This is a genomic window from Pseudomonas sp. Mn2068, from assembly GCF_049319725.1.
GTDB classification, from domain to species: domain Bacteria; phylum Pseudomonadota; class Gammaproteobacteria; order Pseudomonadales; family Pseudomonadaceae; genus Aquipseudomonas; species Aquipseudomonas gingeri.
The window spans coordinates 194,669-215,463 of the sequence record NZ_JBMOUG010000003.1; the positions used below are offsets into that span (position 1 = coordinate 194,669).

Annotated in this window: 16 protein-coding genes; 13 read left to right on the forward strand and 3 right to left on the reverse strand. The window is 63.9% G+C overall.

The annotated features are described in order from the left end of the window. Positions 1 to 3 precede the first annotated feature (3 nt). The 3 genes from ACL9RJ_RS08890 to ACL9RJ_RS08900 all read left to right on the forward strand — a co-directional run bounded on the left by ACL9RJ_RS08890 (position 4) and on the right by ACL9RJ_RS08900 (position 5,752). On the forward strand, positions 4 to 2,700 hold the full coding sequence (locus ACL9RJ_RS08890) for a [protein-PII] uridylyltransferase (protein WP_017127117.1): 2,697 nt from the start codon (positions 4 to 6) through the stop codon (positions 2,698 to 2,700). A gap of 124 nt (positions 2,701 to 2,824) precedes the next feature. After that, a complete protein-coding gene (gene dapC, locus ACL9RJ_RS08895) occupies positions 2,825 to 4,024 on the forward strand; it encodes a succinyldiaminopimelate transaminase (RefSeq protein WP_212810623.1) in 1,200 nt (399 codons plus the stop codon). A gap of 81 nt (positions 4,025 to 4,105) precedes the next feature. Continuing rightward, entirely contained in the window at positions 4,106 to 5,752 is a 1,647-nt protein-coding gene (locus tag ACL9RJ_RS08900) for a Na+/H+ antiporter (protein WP_177107328.1), read from the forward strand. Positions 5,753 to 5,826: 74 nt separating this feature from the next. Here ACL9RJ_RS08900 and ACL9RJ_RS08905 read toward each other — a convergent pair whose 3' ends face one another. After that, on the reverse strand, positions 5,827 to 6,801 hold the full coding sequence (locus tag ACL9RJ_RS08905) for an alpha/beta fold hydrolase (protein WP_422765146.1): 975 nt from the start codon (positions 6,799 to 6,801) through the stop codon (positions 5,827 to 5,829). Positions 6,802 to 7,254: 453 nt separating this feature from the next. Here ACL9RJ_RS08905 and ACL9RJ_RS08910 point away from each other — a divergent pair, with 453 nt between their 5' ends. The 4 genes from ACL9RJ_RS08910 (at position 7,255) to ACL9RJ_RS08925 (ending at position 10,330) form a co-directional block, all read left to right on the forward strand. Further along, complete coding sequence (locus ACL9RJ_RS08910; RefSeq protein ID WP_218169588.1) at positions 7,255 to 7,563, forward strand: arsenate reductase; 309 nt, start codon at positions 7,255 to 7,257, stop codon at positions 7,561 to 7,563. Between the two features lie 45 nt (positions 7,564 to 7,608). Further along, the gene (gene dapD, locus ACL9RJ_RS08915) at positions 7,609 to 8,643 is read left to right on the forward strand and encodes a 2,3,4,5-tetrahydropyridine-2,6-dicarboxylate N-succinyltransferase (protein ID WP_017127113.1); all 1,035 of its coding nucleotides are present in this window, start codon (positions 7,609 to 7,611) and stop codon (positions 8,641 to 8,643) included. A 77-nt stretch (positions 8,644 to 8,720) separates the two neighbouring features. After that, positions 8,721 to 9,926: an aminotransferase class V-fold PLP-dependent enzyme gene (locus ACL9RJ_RS08920; protein ID WP_017127112.1), complete on the forward strand. Its 1,206-nt coding sequence runs from the start codon at positions 8,721 to 8,723 to the stop codon at positions 9,924 to 9,926. Then, positions 9,923 to 10,330, forward strand: coding sequence for a SufE family protein (locus ACL9RJ_RS08925; protein WP_422765147.1), 408 nt, complete (start codon positions 9,923 to 9,925; stop codon positions 10,328 to 10,330). The genes ACL9RJ_RS08920 and ACL9RJ_RS08925 overlap by 4 nt, the downstream gene beginning before the upstream one ends. Before the next feature lie 86 nt (positions 10,331 to 10,416). On the opposite strand, the gene tcdA is transcribed toward ACL9RJ_RS08925, so the two are convergent. Further along, entirely contained in the window at positions 10,417 to 11,226 is an 810-nt protein-coding gene (gene tcdA, locus ACL9RJ_RS08930; RefSeq protein WP_177107332.1) for a tRNA cyclic N6-threonylcarbamoyladenosine(37) synthase TcdA, read from the reverse strand. Between the two features lie 277 nt (positions 11,227 to 11,503). On the opposite strand from tcdA, the gene ACL9RJ_RS08935 reads away from it, so the two are divergent. The 4 genes from ACL9RJ_RS08935 to ACL9RJ_RS08950 all read left to right on the forward strand — a co-directional run bounded on the left by ACL9RJ_RS08935 (position 11,504) and on the right by ACL9RJ_RS08950 (position 16,738). Beyond that, complete coding sequence (locus ACL9RJ_RS08935; protein WP_017127109.1) at positions 11,504 to 14,095, forward strand: glycosyltransferase; 2,592 nt, start codon at positions 11,504 to 11,506, stop codon at positions 14,093 to 14,095. 220 nt (positions 14,096 to 14,315) lie between these two features. Next, positions 14,316 to 15,467: a succinyl-diaminopimelate desuccinylase gene (gene dapE, locus ACL9RJ_RS08940; RefSeq protein ID WP_017127108.1), complete on the forward strand. Its 1,152-nt coding sequence runs from the start codon at positions 14,316 to 14,318 to the stop codon at positions 15,465 to 15,467. Next, a complete protein-coding gene (locus ACL9RJ_RS08945; RefSeq protein WP_177146709.1) occupies positions 15,467 to 16,276 on the forward strand; it encodes a putative RNA methyltransferase in 810 nt (269 codons plus the stop codon). Before dapE ends, ACL9RJ_RS08945 begins: the two co-directional genes overlap by 1 nt. An 84-nt stretch (positions 16,277 to 16,360) precedes the next feature. Beyond that, positions 16,361 to 16,738, forward strand: coding sequence for a hypothetical protein (locus ACL9RJ_RS08950; protein ID WP_017127106.1), 378 nt, complete (start codon positions 16,361 to 16,363; stop codon positions 16,736 to 16,738). A gap of 319 nt (positions 16,739 to 17,057) precedes the next feature. Here the strand turns inward: ACL9RJ_RS08950 and ACL9RJ_RS08955 are convergent, their stop codons facing one another. After that, positions 17,058 to 17,267, reverse strand: coding sequence for a cold shock domain-containing protein (locus ACL9RJ_RS08955; protein ID WP_017127105.1), 210 nt, complete (start codon positions 17,265 to 17,267; stop codon positions 17,058 to 17,060). A 270-nt stretch (positions 17,268 to 17,537) separates the two neighbouring features. Between ACL9RJ_RS08955 and plsB the strand changes: the two genes are divergently transcribed. Beyond that, positions 17,538 to 20,036: a glycerol-3-phosphate 1-O-acyltransferase PlsB gene (plsB, locus tag ACL9RJ_RS08960; RefSeq protein ID WP_422765148.1), complete on the forward strand. Its 2,499-nt coding sequence runs from the start codon at positions 17,538 to 17,540 to the stop codon at positions 20,034 to 20,036. A gap of 122 nt (positions 20,037 to 20,158) precedes the next feature. Then, positions 20,159 to 20,779: a hypothetical protein gene (locus tag ACL9RJ_RS08965; protein ID WP_177118273.1), complete on the forward strand. Its 621-nt coding sequence runs from the start codon at positions 20,159 to 20,161 to the stop codon at positions 20,777 to 20,779. Positions 20,780 to 20,795: the final 16 nt, after the last annotated feature.

Below are 20,795 nucleotides of genomic sequence, written 5' to 3' on the forward strand. Positions count from 1 at the left end.
TCGATGCCGCAGGTGGATCCCGAACTCTTCGACCGCGGCCAGTTCCAGGCGGAACTGGCCCTGAAGGCCAGCCCCATAGCGGCATTCAAGAAAGCCATCCGTCAGGCCCACGAAGTCCTCGACGCACGCTTTCGCAGTGGCCGCGACATCCGCCGGTTGATCGAAGACCGCGCCTGGTTCGTCGACAACATCCTGCAAAAAGCCTGGGACCAGTTCGACTGGAGCGAAGACGCCGATATCGCCCTGGTGGCGGTCGGCGGCTACGGTCGCGGTGAACTGCACCCCTACTCGGACATCGACCTGCTGATCCTGCTGGACAGCGCCGACCACGAGATCTTTCGCGATTCCATCGAGCGTTTCCTGACCCTGCTCTGGGATATCGGCCTGGAAGTCGGCCAGAGCGTTCGCTCGATCGACGAATGTGCCGAAGAAGCCCGCGCCGACCTGACCGTCATCACCAACCTGATGGAAAGCCGTACCATCGCCGGGCCCGAGCGCCTGCGCCTGCGCATGCTCGACGTCACCAGCACCGCCCACATGTGGCCGAGCAAGGACTTCTTCCTGGCCAAGCGCGCCGAGCAGAAGGCCCGTCACCACAAGTACAACGACACCGAATACAACCTGGAACCCAACGTCAAGGGCTCGCCCGGCGGCCTGCGGGATATCCAGACGATTCTCTGGGTCGCCCGCCGCCAGTACGGCACCCTGAACCTGCGTGCCCTGGCCGGCGAAGGCTTCCTCGTGGAAAGCGAAAACGCCCTGCTGGCCTCGTCCCAGGAGTTTCTCTGGAAGGTCCGCTACGCCCTGCACATGCTCGCCGGGCGCGCCGAGGACCGCCTGCTGTTCGACCACCAGCGCACCATCGCCGGGCTGCTGGGCTTCCAGGGCGACGACGCCAAGCAGGCCATCGAAAACTTCATGCAACAGTACTACCGGGTGGTCATGAGCATTGCCCAGCTCAGCGACCTGATCATCCAGCACTTCGAAGAGGTCATCCTCGCCCCGGAAGACGAAGCGCCGCCGCAACCGCTGAACTCGCGCTTCCAACTGCACGACGGTTACATCGAGGCGACCCACCCGAACGTCTTCAAGCGGACGCCGTTCGCCATGCTGGAAATCTTCGTGCTGATGGCCCAGCAGCCGGAAATCAAGGGCGTGCGCGCCGACACCATCCGCCTGCTGCGCGAACACCGGCACCTGATCGACGACGACTTCCGCAACGATATCCGCAACACCAGCCTGTTCATCGAGCTGTTCAAGTGCAAGATCGGTATCCACCGCAACCTGCGCCGGATGAACCGCTACGGCATCCTCGGCCGCTACCTGCCGGAGTTCGGCGATATCGTCGGGCAGATGCAACACGACCTGTTCCACATCTATACGGTCGATGCGCACACCCTGAACCTGATCAAGCACCTGCGAAAACTGCAGTACACCCAGGTCTCCGAGAAATTCCCGCTGGCCGCCAAGCTGATGGCCAAGCTGCCCAAGCCCGAGCTGATCTACATGGCCGGGCTCTATCACGACATCGGCAAGGGCCGCCATGGCGACCACTCGGAACTCGGCGCGGTCGACGCCGAGGCCTTCTGCAAGCGCCATCAGCTACCGGCCTGGGACAGCCGCCTGATCGTCTGGCTGGTGCAGAACCATCTGGTGATGTCCACCACGGCCCAGCGCAAGGATCTCTCCGACCCGCAGGTGATCCACGACTTCGCGCAGATCGTCGGCGACCACGTGTACCTGGACTATCTCTATGTCCTGACCGTGGCCGATATCAACGCGACCAACCCGAGCCTCTGGAACTCCTGGCGTGCCAGCCTGCTGCGCCAGCTCTACACCGAGACCAAGCGCGCGTTGCGTCGTGGCCTGGAAAACCCGGTGGACCGCGAAGAACAGATTCGCCAGACCCAGAGCGCCGCCCTGGATATCCTGGTGCGCGCCGGCACCGACCCGGACGATGTCGAGCAGCTCTGGTCGCAACTGGGCGATGACTATTTCCTGCGCCACACCGCTGGCGACGTGGCCTGGCACAGCGACGCGATCCTCCAGCAACCGGCCGATGGCGGCCCGCTGGTACTGATCAAGGAAACCACCCAGCGCGAATTCGAAGGCGGCACGCAGATCTTCATCTATGCCCCGGACCAGCATGATTTCTTTGCGGTGACCGTGGCCGCGATGGACCAGCTCAACCTGAACATCCACGATGCCCGGGTCATCACGTCCAGCAGCCAGTTCACCCTCGACACCTACATCGTGCTGGACAACGACGGTGGTGCCATCGGCGACAATCCGAAGCGGGTCAAGCAGATCCGCGACGGCCTGACCGACGCCCTGCGCAACCCCGACGACTACCCGACGATCATCCAGCGCCGGGTACCGCGCCAGCTCAAGCACTTCGCCTTTGCCCCGCAGGTGACCATCCATAACGATGCCCAGCGCCCGGTGACCGTGCTCGAACTCAGCGCCCCGGACCGCCCCGGCCTGCTGGCGCGGATCGGCAAGATCTTCCTGGAATTCGACCTGTCGCTGCAGAACGCCAAGATCGCCACCCTTGGTGAACGGGTGGAGGACGTGTTCTTCATCACCGATGCGCACAACCAGCCCCTGTCCGACCCGCAACTGTGCAGCCGTCTGCAGGACGCCATCGTCGAACAACTGAGCGTCAACTCCGAACCGAGTATCGAGCGCCTGAGTATTTGAATGAATGCTTCCCGTGGGAGCGGGCTTGCCCGCGAAGAACGCTGACGCGCCAGACCTGAAAAAACGCGGTGCTCCCTTCGCGGGCAAGCCCGCTCCCGCAACAACCGAATTGAACGAGATGTCCATGAACAACGCGTTGAACCAGTTGCAGCCCTACCCGTTCGAGAAACTCCGCGCCCTGCTGGGCAGCGTCAAGCCCGATGCGGACAAGCGCCCGATCGCGCTGTCCATCGGCGAGCCGAAACACCGTTCGCCGAGCTTTGTCGCCGAAGCCCTGGCGGCCAACCTGGAACAAATGGCGGTGTACCCGACCACCCTGGGCATTCCCGCCCTGCGCGAGGCGATCGCGGCCTGGTGCGAACGGCGCTTCAACGTGCCCGACGGCTGGCTCGACCCGGCGCGCAACGTCCTGCCGGTCAATGGTACCCGCGAAGCCCTGTTCGCCTTTACCCAGACCGTCGTCAACCGTGGCGCTGACGCCCTGGTGGTCAGCCCGAACCCGTTCTACCAGATCTACGAAGGCGCGGCCTTCCTCGCCGGTGCCCAGCCGCACTACCTGCCGTGCCTCGACGAAAATGGCTTCAACCCGGATTTCGACGCCGTACCGGCCGAAATCTGGCAACGCTGCCAGATTCTGTTCCTCTGCTCGCCGGGCAACCCGACCGGCGCGCTGATCCCCGTGGACACCCTGAAAAAGCTGATCGCCCTGGCCGACGAACACGACTTCGTGATTGCCGCCGACGAGTGCTACAGCGAGCTGTACTTCGATGAACAGACCCCGCCGCCCGGCCTGCTCAGCGCCTGCGTCGAACTGGGCCGCAAGGACTTCAAGCGCTGCGTGGTGTTCCACAGCCTGTCCAAGCGCTCGAACCTGCCAGGCCTGCGTTCGGGCTTCGTGGCCGGCGATGCGGAGATCCTCAAGGGCTTCCTGCTGTACCGCACCTACCACGGTTGCGCGATGCCGGTGCAGACCCAACTGGCCAGCGTGGCCGCCTGGAACGATGAAGTGCATGTGCGCGCCAACCGTGCGCTGTACCGGGAGAAATTCGACGCGGTGCTGGAAATCCTCGCGCCGGTGCTGGACGTCCAGCGTCCGGACGGCGGCTTCTACCTGTGGCCGAATGTGCAGGGTGACGACGCCGAGTTCTGCCGCGACCTGTTCGCCGAGGAACATGTGACCGTGGTGCCGGGCTCCTACCTGTCCCGCGAGGTCGATGGCGTCAATCCGGGTGCCGGCCGCGTGCGCATGGCACTGGTGGCACCGCTCGCCGAATGCGTCGAAGCCGCCGAACGGATCCGGGCGTTTATCCAGCGTCGCAAGTAACCTAACAGGAGTCGGCTCGCCAGTGATGGCGAGCCGGGGCCGATGGCCCGATACGCTCCTGATCGATCGAGAAGCCGCCTTATGCAAACCGCCTACACCGTCCTCATTCTATTGATGCTGGTGGGCGTTTCGCGTTTGCTGGCACGGGTGATCCCACTCCCCCTGCCACTGGTGCAGATCGCCGCGGGTGCCGTGCTGGCCTGGCCGACGCTGGGCCTGCATGTAGCCCTGGACCCGGAATTGTTTCTCTTCCTGTTCCTGCCACCACTGCTGTTCTCCGACGGCTGGCGCATGCCCAAGCGCGAGTTCTGGCGCCTGAAGGGACCGATCCTGACCCTGGCCGTGGGGCTGGTGCTGTTCACCGTGGTGGGCGCCGGCTACTTCATCCATTGGCTGTTGCCGGCTATCCCGCTGCCAGTGGCCTTTGCCCTGGCCGCGGTGTTGTCGCCGACGGATGCCGTGGCGGTCTCCGCGATCTCCCAGAACCGCCTGCCCACGCCCTTGATGCATATGCTGCAAGGCGAGGCGTTGATGAATGACGCGTCGGGCCTGGTGACCTTCAAGTTTGCCCTGGCAGCGGCCGTGACCGGGGTGTTCTCCCTGACCAATGCCAGCCTGACGTTCCTGCTGGTGGCCGTGGGCGGGTTGGCGATCGGCGTGGTCCTGAGCTGGCTGGTGGGACGGCTGCGGGCCTGGATGATCGCCCGGGGCTGGGACGATCCGGCGACCCACGTGGTGTTCATGCTGCTGTTGCCGTTTGCCGCCTATGTCCTGGCCGAACGCCTCGGTGTCTCGGGCATCCTCTCAGCAGTCGCGGCGGGGATGATGCAAAGCTGGCTCGACCTGCTGCCGCGCCAGACCAGTACCCGCCTGCTCAATCGCAGTGTCTGGTCGCTGCTGGAGTTCGCCTTCAACGGTCTGATCTTCCTGCTGCTGGGCCTGCAACTGCCGGATATCGTCAAGGCGGTCGCCAGCCATGAAGCCTCGTTGTGGCCAACCCTCCTGTATCGCTGCCTGGATGTGCTGGCGATTTTCCTGGTGTTGCTGGTGCTGCGATTTGTCTGGGTGCAGAGCATCTGGCGCCTGTCGGTACTGGTACGGCGCTGGCGCGGCAAGAGTGAGCTGACCTCGATGCCCAAGGCGCGATCCTGCTGGCTCCTGACGGTGGGGGGCGTACGCGGGGCGGTGACACTGGCGGGCGTGATGTCGGTGCCGTTGCTGATGGCGCCGGGGGCGGATTTTCCCGAACGGGACCTGCTGATCTTCATCGCTGCCGGGGTGATCCTGCTGTCGTTGGTGGCGGCGTGTGTCGCCTTGCCGATTCTGCTCCGGGATATTGCGAAAAGCCCCGACGATGCGCGGCGCCATGAAGTTCGCGAAGCCTGGCGGCGCACCGCCGAGGCGGCGATCCGCGCGCTGGAAGTCGAGGATGCGGTCGAGGCGGCCGGCTCCCAGGATGCGGCCCAGGCCTCGCTGGCGGCCGAGTTGAAAGCACGGATCATGTCCGAGTACCGGCATCAGTTGGAGGTGTTCAATGATTCCGATGAGGCCCAGGCACTGGCGTTCCAGATGGATCTGCTGGAGCGGCGCCTGCGCCTGAAGGCATTGCGCGCGCAACGGCTGGAGCTGTACAGCCTGAGGCGTCATCACCAGATTGGTGACGACGCCTTGCGCGAGGTCCTGGGGGAGCTGGATTTGAGCGAGGCGAATCTGGGGCAGGTGAAGTAGGGCCAAGGAAGCATTGGCTTGGAGGCTCCTGCAAGTCTGTGCAGGCCTGCTTCACCCCCCTTGGCAGCAGTTCTTCATTTCCCCGATGCCTTGAGGTTCTTGTCGAGAAAGTGCTCGACCAGGGTCGCAATCTCCCCGGGCTGTTCATCCAGGGCGAAGTGCCCGGCTTCCAGCACATGCACTTCAGCTCCGGGCAGGTCACGACGATAGGCCTCGGCTTCGGCGACATCGAAAGAAGGGTCATATTTGCCCCATGCCACCAGCGTCGGCGGCTGATGCGCCCTGAGCCAGGCCTGCCACTTCGGATAGCTGGCCACGTTGGTACGGTAGTCGTAGAACAGGTCGCTCTGGATGTCAGCCTGACCGGGCTGGTTGAGGAAGTTGAACTCATCCGTCCACAGATCCGGGTTGAAACCCTCGACACGCGGGTTGGCGCCAACATGCCGTTGCCGGGTCGTCGCCAGCGAGAAAAAGGTTGCCCGCAACCCTGCTTCATTCTTGCTCCGGTCGGCCCAGAATTCGCGACGCTTCTGCCACAACGGCCCCAGGCCGTCCTCATGGGACACCGCGTTCTGAACGATCAGGGCCTGGAGGCGTTCGGGGTGGGCGACGGCCATCCTCATGCCGACAGGACCACCGTAATCCTGCACATACAGGGCGTAGTGATTCAGGCCCAGGGCCTCGGTGAAATGCTGCATCACACTGGCGAGGTGATCGAAGGTGTAGGCAAACGCCTTGGGATCGGGGGCGTCGCTATGGCCGAACCCCGGGTAATCCGGCGCCACCAGATGGTAATGCTGCGCCAACCGCGACAGCAAAGGCTCATACATGCGCGAAGAACTGGGGAAGCCGTGAAGCAGCAACAGCGTCGGCGCATCTGGCCGACCGGCCTCACGATAGAAAATGCTCAGGCCATCGACCTGGATACTGCGGTAGGCCACAGACAGCTGTTGCGTCGGCTGACCCGCCGGTTCGGCGGCCTGGGCCGCCACGCTATCGGCCATGCCCAATGCACAGGCCAATACACAGGCCAGGGGTAATCTGATCATCGGAGTACTCCACTCAGGAAAACAAGAAGGCTTGGCTGTCGGCGCATGACATCGACGAGCATCCTGAGCGTTCAGGCTGACTTTCTCCGATTGGCAGGGCTCATACGCCAGTCGCATCACCTTACTTATGTGGCCTTTCGCGATAAATGCACAGCCAAGCACTTGAATTGATACCTGACGTAATAAATACAGATACCCATTCCTTTAAAACGTATCGAGGGCAGGAACTTGCCGTCGAAGTGCCACATTAGCCACTTAAGCTGCCGCCCGGACGCCGCGCCAGCATCGCCGGCCGCAGGGAAAGATGTAACCGCACACGACTAGGGCGCCTAAGCGGCCCGGTCATGGCATAATCTTCAACCTTTCATCCCTGGCATCTCCAAAGGGGAGGCAATTGCTGTGACCGCTTCGAGCAAAACGTTGCACCTTTTCGGAATCAAGGCCTGTGACACCATGAAGAAAGCCCGCACGTGGCTGGAAGAGCACGCGGTGCCCTATGATTTCCATGATTACAAGACCGCCGGCATCGACCGTGAACACCTGACCCAGTGGTGCGACGAGCACGGCTGGGAAGTGGTGCTGAACCGCGCCGGAACCACCTTTCGCAAACTCGACGACGAACGCAAAGCCGATCTCGACCAGGCGAAAGCGATCGAGCTGATGCTCGCTCAACCCTCGATGATCAAGCGCCCGGTGCTCGATCTCGGCAACCGAACCCTGATTGGCTTCAAGCCAGAAAGCTATGCGGCGGCCCTCAACTGAGCCAGAGCGCTCAAGGCCCCCACTCATTTTGCAAGAGGTAACTGCATGTCCACTACTCTGTTCAGCCTGGGCTTCGGTGTTGGTACCCAGAATCGTCAAGGTGCCTGGCTGGAAGTGTTCTACGCACAGCCACTGATCCAGCCATCCGCCGAACTGGTCGCCGCCATCGCGCCCGTACTGGGCTACACCGGCGGCAACCAGGCCATCGGCTTCACCACCGCCCAGGCCTCGCAACTGGCCGAAGCCCTCAAGGGTGTCGACGCCGCCCAGGCCGCCCTGCTGACCCGCCTGGCCGAAAGCCACAAGCCGCTGGTCGCCACCCTGCTGGCCGAAGACGCGCAACTGAGCTCCACCCCCGAGGCCTACCTCAAGCTGCACCTGCTGTCCCACCGCCTGGTCAAGCCACACGGCCTGAGCCTGGCCGGCGTGTTCCCGCTGCTGCCGAACGTGGCCTGGACCAGCCAGGGCGCGATCGACCTGTCGGAGCTGGCCGAGCACCAGCTGGAAGCCCGCCTGCGTGGCGAGTTGCTGGAAGTGTTCTCGGTGGACAAGTTCCCGAAAATGACCGACTACGTGGTGCCCAACGGCGTGCGTATCGCTGATGCCTCGCGTATCCGCCTGGGCGCCTATATCGGCGAAGGCACGACCGTGATGCACGAAGGTTTCGTCAACTTCAACGCCGGTACCGAAGGCCCGGGCATGATCGAAGGCCGCGTATCGGCGGGCGTGTTCGTCGGCAAGGGCTCGGACCTGGGCGGCGGCTGCTCGACCATGGGCACCCTGTCCGGTGGCGGCAATATCGTGATCAAGGTCGGCGAAGGCTGCCTGATCGGCGCCAACGCCGGTATCGGTATCCCGTTGGGCGACCGCAATACCGTGGAGTCGGGCCTGTACGTCACTGCCGGCACCAAGGTCGCGCTGCTCGACGAGAACAACCAGCTGGTCAAGGTGGTCAAGGCCCGCGACCTGGCCGGCCAGCCGGACCTGCTGTTCCGTCGCAACTCGGAAACCGGCGCGGTGGAATGCAAGACCCACAAGTCGGCCATCGAGCTGAACGAAGCGTTGCACGCGCACAACTGATTGCAGGCCGTGGGAGTCGGCTTGCCGGCTCCCACGGTTCGTGTGACCCCCGCCCATGCTCACCAGGGCCGAACACCATGTTGATTCCCTCTCCCTGGCGTGCCGATTTCCCGGCCATCGCCGCCCTGCAACGGCAGGACCAGACCTATCTGGACAGCGCCGCCACCACCCAGAAGCCCCAGGCCTTGCTCGATGCCCTGACGCACTACTACGCCAATGGCGCAGCCAACGTGCACCGGGCCCAGCACCTGCCCGGCGCCCATGCGACCCAGGCCTTCGAAGACAGCCGGATCAAGGTCGGCCAATGGCTGAACATCGGCGACAGCGGGCAAGTGATCTTCACCCACGGCGCCACTTCGGCGCTGAACCTCCTCGCCTATGGCCTGGAACACCTTTTTCAAGCGGGCGACGAGCTGGTTGTCAGCGCCCTGGAACACCACGCCAACCTGCTGCCCTGGCAGCAACTGGCACAACGCCGCGGCCTCAAGCTGATCATCCTGCCGATCAACGAGGCCGGCCTGATCGATATCGACAAGGCGCTCGGCCTGATCGGTGAACGCACCCGGCTGCTGGCCGTCAGCCAGCTGTCCAATGTGCTCGGTGCCTGGCAACCATTGCCGCCGTTGCTGGCGCGGGCCAAGGCCTGTGGCGCCCTGACGGTGGTCGACGGCGCCCAGGGCGTCGTGCACGGCCGCCATGACATGCAGGCGCTGGGTTGCGACTTCTACGTGTTCTCCAGTCACAAGCTGTACGGTCCTGATGGACTGGGCGTGCTCTACGGCCGCGATGAGGCACTGCATCAGCTGCGTCACTGGCAGTTCGGCGGCGAGATGGTCCAGGACGCCGACTACCAGCACGCCAGCTTCCGCTCCGCGCCGCTGGGTTTCGAGGCCGGGACGCCACCGATTGCCAGTGTGATCGGACTGGGAGCGAGCCTCGACTATCTCGCGGGCCTGGACCAGGCCGCCGTGCTCGCCCACGAAGCGGCGCTGCACGCCCATCTGCTGCAAGGCCTGAACGTGCGCAAGGGCATTCGCCTGCTCGGCGAGCCGCAACTGGCACTGGTCAGCTTTGTCGTCGACGGCGTGCATAACGCCGACCTTGCCCATCTGCTGACCGAACAGGGCATTGCCGTCCGGGCCGGCCATCACTGTGCGATGCCCTTGATGAAACAACTCGGCCTGGCCGGAGCGATCCGCGTATCCCTGGCGCTGTACAACGATTCCGATGATCTCGAGCGCTTTTTCGAAGCGCTGGACCAGGCCCTGGACCTGTTGCGATGAGTTTGCCGAACGAAGCACGGGGCGCCCTCGAGAGCTTCCAGGGAGCGGCGGGCTGGGAGCAGCGCGCGCGCCTGCTGATGCAATGGGGCGAACGCCTGCCACCGCTGGGCGAAGCCGAGAAGATCGAGGCCAATCGCGTACACGGCTGTGAAAGCCAGGTCTGGTTGACCGGCCTGTTGCAGGACGGCTGCTGGCGGTTTGTCGCCGGCAGCGACGCGCGGATGATCCGCGGCCTGGTGGCATTGCTGCTGGTACGGGTCAACGGCTTGACCGCCGAAGAGCTGCAAGGCGTCGACCTACCGGACTGGTTCAACCAGTTGGGGCTTTCCCGGCAACTGTCGCCGTCGCGCAGCAACGGCCTGAACGCCGTGCTGCAGCGGATGCGCGAATTGACCCGCGCCTGAACACCAATCGTCCCTACGCTCGGTGTCACGACAGCGGACGCAGAGTGTCCAGAGAGGCGTTCCCACGCAAGGCGTGGGAACGATCATCAGGTGGTCTTTACCCGGTCCGACGGCCGCCGCATTCCCGCCACGATCTTGTCCACTGCCTTGGTGGCCGCCACCATGCCGAAGGTCGCTGTGACCATCATCACCGCGCCGAAACCACCGGCGCAGTCCAGCTTCACGCCATCGCCGACAAAACTCTTCTGCAGGCAGATACTGCCGTCCGGCTTCGGATAACGCAGCTGTTCGGTGGAAAACACGCAGGGCACGCTGTAATGGCGGGTCACCGTACGGGAGAAGCCGTAGTCGCGGCGCAGGGTCGAGCGCACCTTGGACGCCAGCGGATCGTTGAAGGTGCGGTTCAGATCGCAGACCTGGATCAGCGTCGGATCGATCTGCCCACCGGCGCCGCCGGTGGTGATGATCTGGATCTTGCGGCGCTTGCACCAGGCAATCAAAGCCGCCTTGGCATTGACGCTGTCGATGCAGTCGATCACGCAGTCGATATCCGGCGTGATGTACTCGGCCATGGTGTCGCGGGTGACGAAATCCGTCACCGCATGCACACGGCAATCCGGGTTGATGCCCTTGAGACGCTCGGCCATGACCTCGACCTTGGCCCGGCCCACGGTGCTGTCCAGGGCGTGCAACTGGCGATTGCTGTTGCTGACGCAGACATCGTCCAGGTCGAACAGGGAAATCTCGCCCACGCCGCAACGGGCAATCGCTTCCGCCGCCCAGGAGCCGACCCCGCCCACGCCGACGATGGCCACATGCGCGGCCTTCAGCCGCTCCAGCCCTTCAATGCCATACAACCGGGCAACGCCGGCAAACCGTGGATCTTCTGCACTCATGACCAATAACCCGAAAAATCGGCGCGCATTATAGGGCCGTTCGAAGGTTACAGGCACCTTCAGGCTACGAATGGCGGCAGCCTGAGTGAAAATGACAACATCTTCACAAGAAACGAGCTACAAAGACTCAAGAAAGAACTTAAACGAACTGCCATTGCCAAAGCTCAGCCGCCCTCCACTTTGCTGTGCGTTCAGCGAACTGCACGTGTAGGATGCGCGCCGCGCTGTTTACCGTTCCAGTACAAGCCCCTAGCCCCTTTGGGAACCCGAAATATCTATGTCATCGCGTAAATTTGGACTCAATCTGGTGGTGGTGCTGGCAATCGCCGCGCTGTTCACCGGTTTCTGGGCGTTGATCAACCGTCCGGTATCGGCCCCCGACTGGCCTGAACACATTTCCGGCTTCTCCTACTCGCCTTTCCAGCAGGGCCAGTTCCCGCAGAAAGACCAGTTCCCGACCGACGATGATATGCGTCGCGACCTGGAGATCATCAGCAAGCTGACCGACAACATCCGTATCTACTCGGTCGACGGCACGCTGCAGGATATTCCCAAGCTGGCCGAGGAATTCGGCCTGCGGGTAACCCTGGGTATCTGGATCAGTCCGGACCAGGAGCGCAACGAACGGGAAATCACCCGCGCCATCGAACTGGCCAATACCTCGCGTAGCGTGGTTCGCGTGGTGGTGGGCAACGAGGCGATCTTCCGCAAGGAGATCACCGCCAAGGAACTGGGTGTGCTGCTCGACCGCGTACGCGCCGCCGTCAAGGTGCCGGTCACCACCTCCGAGCAGTGGCACATCTGGGAACACAACCCGGAACTGGCCAAGCATGTCGACCTGATCGCCGCGCACATCCTGCCGTACTGGGAATTCATCCCGATGGAGAAGTCGGGCCAGTACGTGCTGGACCGGGCCCGCGAACTCAAGCGCATGTTCCCGAAAAAGCCCCTGCTGCTGTCGGAAGTCGGCTGGCCGAGCAACGGCCGCATGCGCGGCGGTGCCGATGCCACCCAGGCTGACCAGGCGATCTACCTGCGCACGCTGGTGAACAAACTCAACCGCCAGGGCTTCAACTACTTCGTGATCGAGGCCTTCGACCAGCCGTGGAAGGCCAGCGACGAAGGTTCCGTGGGCGCCTACTGGGGCGTGTACAACGCGGCCCGCCAGCAGAAATTCAACTTCGAGGGCCCGGTCGTCGCCATTCCGCAATGGCGGGTACTGGCCATCGGCTCGGTGGTCCTGGCGATGCTGTCCCTGGCCATGCTGCTGATCGACGGCTCGGCCCTGCGCCAGCGCGGCCGGACCTTCCTGACCTTTATCGCCTTCCTTTGCGGTTCGGTGCTGGTATGGATCGGCTACGACTACAGCCAGCAATACAGCACCTGGTTCAGCCTGACGGTGGGCTTCCTGCTCGCCCTCGGCGCGCTGGGGGTATTCATCGTCCTGCTGACCGAGGCCCACGAACTGGCCGAGGCGGTCTGGACCCACAAGCGCCGGCGTGAATTCCTCCCGGTGGAAGGCGATTCGCACTACCGCCCGAAAGTCTCGATCCATGTGCCGTGCTACAACGAGCCGCCGGAAATGGTCAAGCAGACCCTCGACGCCCTGGCAGCCCTCGACTATCCGGACTATGAAGTCCTGATCATCGACAACAACACCAAGGACCCGGCGGTCTGGGAACCGGTGCAGGCCTACTGCGAAACCCTCGGCCCGCGCTTCCGCTTCTTCCACGTCGCACCGCTGGCCGGCTTCAAGGGTGGCGCGCTGAACTACCTGATCCCGCACACCGCCAAGGATGCCGAAGTGATCGCGGTGATCGACTCGGACTACTGCGTCGACCGCAACTGGCTCAAGCACATGGTGCCGCACTTCGCCGATCCGAAGATCGCCATCGTGCAATCGCCACAGGACTACCGCGACCAGAACGAGAGCACCTTCAAGAAGCTCTGCTACTCGGAATACAAGGGCTTCTTCCATATCGGCATGGTCACGCGCAACGACCGTGACGCGATCATCCAGCACGGCACCATGACCATGACCCGGCGCTCGGTGCTGGAAGAGCTGGGCTGGGCCGACTGGTGCATCTGCGAAGATGCCGAGCTGGGCCTGCGGGTATTCGAGAAAGGCCTGTCGGCGGCTTACCACCACCACAGCTACGGCAAGGGGCTGATGCCGGATACCTTCATCGACTTCAAGAAACAGCGTTTCCGCTGGGCCTACGGAGCGATCCAGATCATCAAGCGGCACACCGCCAGCCTGCTGCGCGGCAAGGACACCGAGCTGACCCGTGGCCAGCGCTATCACTTCCTCGCGGGCTGGTTGCCGTGGGTCGCCGATGGCATGAACATCTTCTTCACCTTCGGTGCCCTGCTCTGGTCCTCGGCGATGATCATCGTGCCGCAGCGGGTCGACCCGCCGCTGCTGATTTTCGCGATCCCGCCGCTGGCGCTGTTCGTGTTCAAGGTCGGCAAGATCCTGTTCCTCTACCGTCGCGCGGTCGGGGTCAACATGAAGGATGCCTTCGCCGCGGCGCTGGCCGGCCTGGCGTTGTCGCACACCATTGCCAAGGCGGTGCTGTACGGCTTCTTCACCAGCAGCATCCCGTTCTTCCGCACGCCGAAGAACGCCGACAACCACGGCTTGTGGGTAGCGATCTCGGAAGCCCGGGAAGAGCTGTTCATCATGCTGCTGTTGTGGGGCGCGGCGCTGGGGATCTTCCTGGTGCAAGGCCTGCCGAGCAACGACATGCGTTTCTGGGTGACCATGCTGCTGGTGCAGTCGCTGCCGTACCTGGCCGCACTGGTCATGGCGTTTGTCTCTTCGCTGCCCAAACCGGTAGAAGCACCGGAACAGGTACCGGCCGCATAAACGCGATGCAATGCACTAAACGGCGGCCTCTGGTCGCCGTTTTGCTTTAAGATATCCGCCATTTTCCGCGCCTTGGTCGAGCACGATTCCACGGCCAAACCCGATGACTGTAGGAGCATGGCTTGCCAGCGAAGCTTTTGGCGCCCTCAAGGACGCTTTCGCGGGCAAGCCACGCTCCTACAAGTATTACCCGACCTTGCCCCAGCATCCGGAGTTTCCCATGACGGCCCACGCCGACCTTTCGCCGACCCTGCAACTTGCCTGTGATCTGATCCGCCGTCCGTCGGTGACGCCGATCGACGCCGACTGCCAGAAGCTGATGATGCAGCGCCTGGGCGATGCCGGTTTCAAGCTGGAGCCGATGCGGATCGAAGATGTGGATAACTTCTGGGCCACCCATGGCCGTCACGAAGGCCCGGTGCTGTGTTTCGCCGGTCACACCGACGTGGTCCCCACCGGCCCGCTCCAGGCCTGGCAGAACGATCCCTTCGATGCACTGATCGACGAACACGGCATGCTCTGCGGGCGCGGCGCCGCCGACATGAAGGGCAGCCTCGCGGCGATGCTGGTGGCGGCCGAGCGTTTTGTCACCGACTACCCGGACCACAAGGGGTCCGTGGCGTTCCTGATCACCAGCGATGAAGAAGGTCCGGCCCATCACGGCACCAAGGCCGTGGTCGAACGCCTGGCCGCCCGCCAGGAGCGCCTGGACTGGTGCATCGTCGGCGAGCCGTCGAGCACCTCGCTGGTCGGCGACGTGGTGAAGAACGGCCGCCGTGGTTCCCTCGGCGCCAAGCTCACCGTACGCGGCGTGCAAGGCCATGTGGCCTACCCGCACCTGGCCAAGAACCCGATCCACCTGGCCGCCGCGGCCCTGGCCGAACTGGCCGCCGAGCACTGGGACAACGGCAATGCGTTTTTCCCGCCGACCAGCTTCCAGATCTCCAACGTCAACTCGGGCACCGGCGCGACCAACGTCATCCCCGGCGAACTGACCGCACTGTTCAACTTCCGCTTCTCCACCGAGTCGACCGTCGAAGGCCTGCAGCAGCGGGTCGCGGCGATCCTCGACAAGCACGAACTGGACTGGCACGTGGACTGGGCGTTGTCCGGCCTGCCGTTCCTGACCGAACCGGGGGCCCTGCTCGACGCGGTATCGGCCAGCATCAAGGCCATCACCGGCCGCGAGACCCAGGCCTCGACCAGCGGCGGCACCTCCGACGGACGCTTCATCGCCACCCTCGGTACCCAGGTGGTGGAACTGGGCCCGGTCAACGCGACCATTCACCAGGTCAACGAGCGGGTCCTGGCCAGCGACCTCGATGTGCTGACCGAAATCTACTACCAGACCCTGATCAAGTTGCTCGCCTGATGCTCACCTGCCCTCTCTGCAGCGCCCCGCTGAGCGCGGTCGACAACGGCGTGGCCTGCCCGGTCGGGCACCGTTTCGACCGCGCCCGCCAGGGTTACCTGAACCTGCTGCCGGTACAGCACAAGAACAGCCGTGACCCGGGCGACAACCAGGCGATGGTCGAGGCCCGGCGTGACTTCCTCAATGCCGGGCACTACGCCCCGGTGGCCAGGCGCCTGGCCGAACTGGCAGCCGAGCGGGCGCCGCGGCGCTGGGTCGATATCGGCTGTGGCGAGGGTTACTACACCGCGCAGATCGCCGAGGCACTGCCCGCCGCCGACGGTTATGCCCTGGACATTTCCCGCGAGGCCGTCAAGCGTGCCTGCCGACGCAATCCACGGCTGACCTGGTTGATCGCCAGCATGGCGCGGATTCCGCTGGCGGATGCCAGTTGCCAGTTCCTCGCCAGTGTCTTCAGCCCGCTGGACTGGCAGGAAGCCCGGCGCCTGCTCAGCCCCGGTGGCGGCCTGATGAAAGTCGGACCGACCAGCGGTCACCTGATGGAACTGCGCGAGCGGCTCTACGACGAAGTGCGTGAATACACCGACGACAAGCACCTGGCACTGGTGCCGCAGGGCATGACGCTGCAACACAGCGAAGTGCTGGAGTTCAAGCTGAGCCTGGCCAGTCCACGGGACCGTGCCAACCTGCTGGCCATGACCCCGCACGGCTGGCGTGCCAGCGCCGAACGCCGCGCCCTGGTGATCGAACAGGCCGAGCCGTTCGAGGTCAGCGTGTCGATGCGCTACGATTACTTCGTTCTGCAATAACCCCTACAACACACTTCGCCAACCCGGGTTGGCGAGCGACCGAATCCGCGAATGGATTTTTCAGCAGCCGCAGCGAGGACATCCATGCGCCAGCCCGATATCGAGATTTACCTGAAAGACGCTGACGTCGACCACAAGGCCATTGCCGCCTGGCTCGGCGCAGCGCTCGGCCCCTGCACCGAATGGAGCCAGAAGGGCCAGACCTGGAAATGCAAGGCGGGCGGCGTGCCGGTGACCTGGCTGCCCAAGGCCGTGGGCAAGTGGAACAGCCTGTACCTGGAAAGCGACCAGACGCCGTGGGACGACGACATCGCCTGCGCCCGCGCCGCCTTTGCCGCGCTGGACGTCGAAGTGCGCTGCGCGCCGGGGAGCTGGGTCGAGGAAGAAGGTGAGGAAAGCGCCGACCGCTGGATCCGCATCAGCGCCGATGGCGAAGAAGAGATCACCTGGCGTACGGCGTGACACTCACCGGGAACTTGCCCGGGCCAGCATCACAACCGGGGCCTGACGGCACTTGCGGCGAAACATCGAACTTGTGGGAGCTGGCTTGCCAGCGAAGGCGCCCGGGCAGGCGATGCCGAGCTCAAGGGCCTCTTCGTGGCGGTGCGGCGTCCCGACAAGCCCACTCCCACGGGGCCTGACGGCACTTGCGGCGAAACATCGAACCCGTGGGAGCCGGCTTGCCGGCGATGGCGTCCGCAAGCTCGATGCCGGACTCAAGGGCCAATCGCCGGCAAGCCGGCGCCTGCATGACCGCGCTGGCCGTCACTGCACGCAGGTATTACAGGCCGACCACATCCTCGGCCTGCAAGCCCTTCTGGCCTTCCACCACCGCGTACTCGACCTGCTGCCCCTCAGCCAGGGAGCGGTGGCCTTCACCACGAATCGCGCGGTAGTGCACGAACACATCCGCCCCGTCTTCGCGCTGGATGAAGCCGTAGCCCTTGGCATCGTTGAACCACTTCACATTGCCTGTCTCGCGAGTTGCCATGAATCCGTACTCCGTCTTTTTATTATCGAATGAACCCCGCTCGTAGGGTTCTCCAAGCCTGATCGCCAGAACTTCACGTGACGCGCATGGGTCATACCGCTCATGGCGAACATCCGAGTATAAGACAGCCCGGAAAACTCTCAATCAATATTACCGGGTCGCCTTTTTGCCGATTTTCGGCAGATGCGGCACACTACCAGCCCCGAGCAAACGCACGGTCCAATTCACCTGGTTCAGCCACCTGAAGCAGCCACCTTAAGCAGAAGCCGTATGACCCGCTCCCCGTTCCGCCGTCTTGTGTTTGGCACCCTGCGCCGCCTCCTGTACCTGTGGGTGCGCTCGGAGACGATCAACCAGTCGTCCCTGACCCTCAACCTCGACCGCAGCCGCCCGGTGTTCTACGTCCTGCAATCGCCGTCGCTGACCGACCTGGCCGTGGTCGACCGCGAATGCACCAAGGCCGGCCTGCCGCGCCCGGTACTGCCGGTGTCGGTGGGCCCCCTGATGGAGCCGGCGGCCTTTTTCTACCTGACCCCGGAGCCGGACTGGCTGGGCCGCCAGGACAAGCGTGGCGCGCCACCGACCCTGACCCGCCTGGTCGACACCCTGAGCCGGGACGCCGTCGAAGATGCCCAGATCATCCCGGTCAGCGTGTTCTGGGGGCAGTCGCCGGACAGCGAGTCGAGCCCGTGGAAACTGCTGTTCGCCGATAGCTGGGCGGTCACCGGTCGCCTGCGCCGGCTGCTGAGCATCCTGATTCTCGGCCGCAAGACCCGCGTGCAGTTCTCCGCGCCGATCCGCCTGCGCGAACTGGTGGAGCACAACAAGGGCCACGAGCGTACCGTGCGCATGGCCCAGCGCATCCTGCGGGTACACTTTCGCAACCTCAAGACCGCGGTCATCGGGCCCGACCTGTCCCACCGGCGCAACCTGGTCAAGGGCCTGGTCAACGAGCCACTGGTGCGCCAGGCGATCCTCGAAGAAGCCGAACGCGAGAACATCTCCGTGGAAAAGGCCAAGGAACAGGCCCTGCGCTACGGCAACGAAATCGCCTCGGACTACACCTACACCGCGATCCGCTTCCTCGAAGTGGTGCTGAGCTGGTTCTGGAACAAGATCTACGACGGCATCAGGGTCAACCATATCGAAGGCGTGCAGGCCGTGGCCCAGGGTCACGAGGTGATCTACGTACCCTGCCACCGCAGCCACATCGACTACCTGCTGCTGTCCTACCTGCTGTTTCGCAACGGCCTGACCCCGCCGCACATCGCCGCCGGGATCAACCTCAACATGCCGGTGATCGGCAGCCTGCTGCGCCGTGGCGGCGCGTTCTTCATGCGCCGCACGTTCAAGGGCAACCCGCTCTACACCTCGGTGTTCAACGAATACCTGCATACCCTGTTCACCAAGGGTTTCCCGGTGGAGTACTTCGTCGAGGGCGGACGCTCGCGGACCGGGCGCATGCTGCAACCCAAGACCGGGATGCTGGCGATCACCCTGCGCAGCTTCCTGCGCTCCTCGCGCATGCCGATCGTCTTCGTCCCGGTCTACATCGGCTACGAGCGGGTGCTGGAAGGTCGTACCTATCTCGGTGAGTTGCGCGGGGCGAGCAAGAAAAAGGAATCGATCTTCGACATCTTCAAGGTCATCGGCGCCCTCAAGCAGCGCTTCGGCCAGGTGGCGGTCAACTTCGGCGAGCCGATCAAGCTCGCCGAATTCCTCGACCAGGAACAACCGGACTGGCGCACCCAGGAACTGGGCCCGCAGTTCAAGCCGGCATGGCTGAACGCGACCACCAACCGCCTCGGCGAGCGCGTGGCCCGCCACCTCAACGAAGCCGCCGCGATCAACCCGGTGAACCTGGTGGCCCTGGCCCTGCTGTCCACCAGCCGCCTGGCCCTGGACGACCGCGCCATGGCCCGGGTCCTCGATCTCTACCTGGCCTTGCTGCGCCGCGTGCCCTATTCGCCGCACACCACCCTGCCACAAGGTGACGGTCGCGCGCTGATCCAGCACGTCAAGGATATGGACCTGCTCTCGGAACAGAGCGATGCCCTGGGCAAGATCCTCTACCTGGACGAGCAGAACGCCGTCCTGATGACCTACTACCGCAACAACGTCCTGCATATCTTCGCCCTGCCGGCCCTGCTGGCGAGTTTCTTCCAGAGCTCGTCACGCATGAGCCGCGAGCTGATCCTGCGTTATACCCGGGCGTTGTACCCGTACCTGCAATCGGAACTGTTCATTCGCTGGTCCCTCGACGAACTCGACGCCGTGATCGACCAGTGGCTCGAAGCCTTTGTCGAACAGGGCCTGCTGCGTTTCGAGAACGAGGTCTACCTGCGTCCGGCGCCCAGCTCGCGGCATTTCGTCCTGCTGACGCTGCTGTCGAAAAGCATTGCCCAGACCCTGCAACGCTTCTACATGGCGATCTCGCTGCTGCTCAACAGTGGCCAGAACAACATCAGCGCCGAAGAACTGGAAGACTTGTGCACGGTCATGGCCCAGCGCCTGTCGATCCTGCACGGGCTCAACGCCCCGGAGTTCTTCGACAAGAGCCTGTTCCGACACTTTATCCAGACCCTGCTCGACCTCGGCGTCCTGCGCCGGGACGAAGCCGGCAAGCTGGGCCATCACGAACTGCTCGGCGAACTGGCGGAAGGCGCGGCCAAGCGGGTGTTGCCCGCGGAGATCCGCCTGTCGATCCGCCAGGTGGCGCTGCACCGCAACGAGGATGCCGCCGATCAGCCGGCCAGCGTCGGAGAATAGGCGACCTCATGACAGACGGTTCGGCAAAGAAGCACGGATGTTTCCTTGCCGGATTTACCCCGCCGACGCTCGTATAGACTGAACCTTGCGTTGCTTTTGACGCGTTCGATAAGGATATCGAGATGACTGCAAAAAATGTCGTGACCGCTGTTTTCCACTTCCCGCCGGACTACTCGATCCCGGCCCAGGCAGAGACCCGGATCATCCTGCGCAACCGTTGCACGGGCACGGTCCTGGGCACCTGGACCGCCGCCCGGCTGCCCACCCAGTCGCCATGGCGCTTCACTTTCGAACTGCCCCAGGATCTCAGGTACAACTGCAAGATCGAGATCGAGTTCGACATGAGCGTGGCCGGCGTCTCGCAACTGGCCGATCTCAAGTACAGCTTCCGCTGGCGCAAGGACAACCAGGAAGAAAGCTTCCACCTGAGCCCGCCCGGCTACCTCTACCTGAGCGCCGCACTGGTGCCGCTGATCGGCACGGAGGAAAACACCCTGGCGACCCTGAGGCTGGTGGCCCTGACGGAGCCCGGCCTCCCGCCTTACGTGCTCAGCGAGGAAATCACCCTGCTCAAGGGCTCGATCCCCCGCTACCTGCGGTATGACCCGCTCAAGGTCAAGCCCGGCCAGGCCTACGAGACCCGCGGCACCTTCGGCAGCCGGCGCAAATTCACCCTGAAACCCATCCCCAGGACCGTCGTGCTGCAGAAGGAAAAACCCCAGCCGCTGACGCTGAGCGCCTGATTCGAAGAGACAGGAG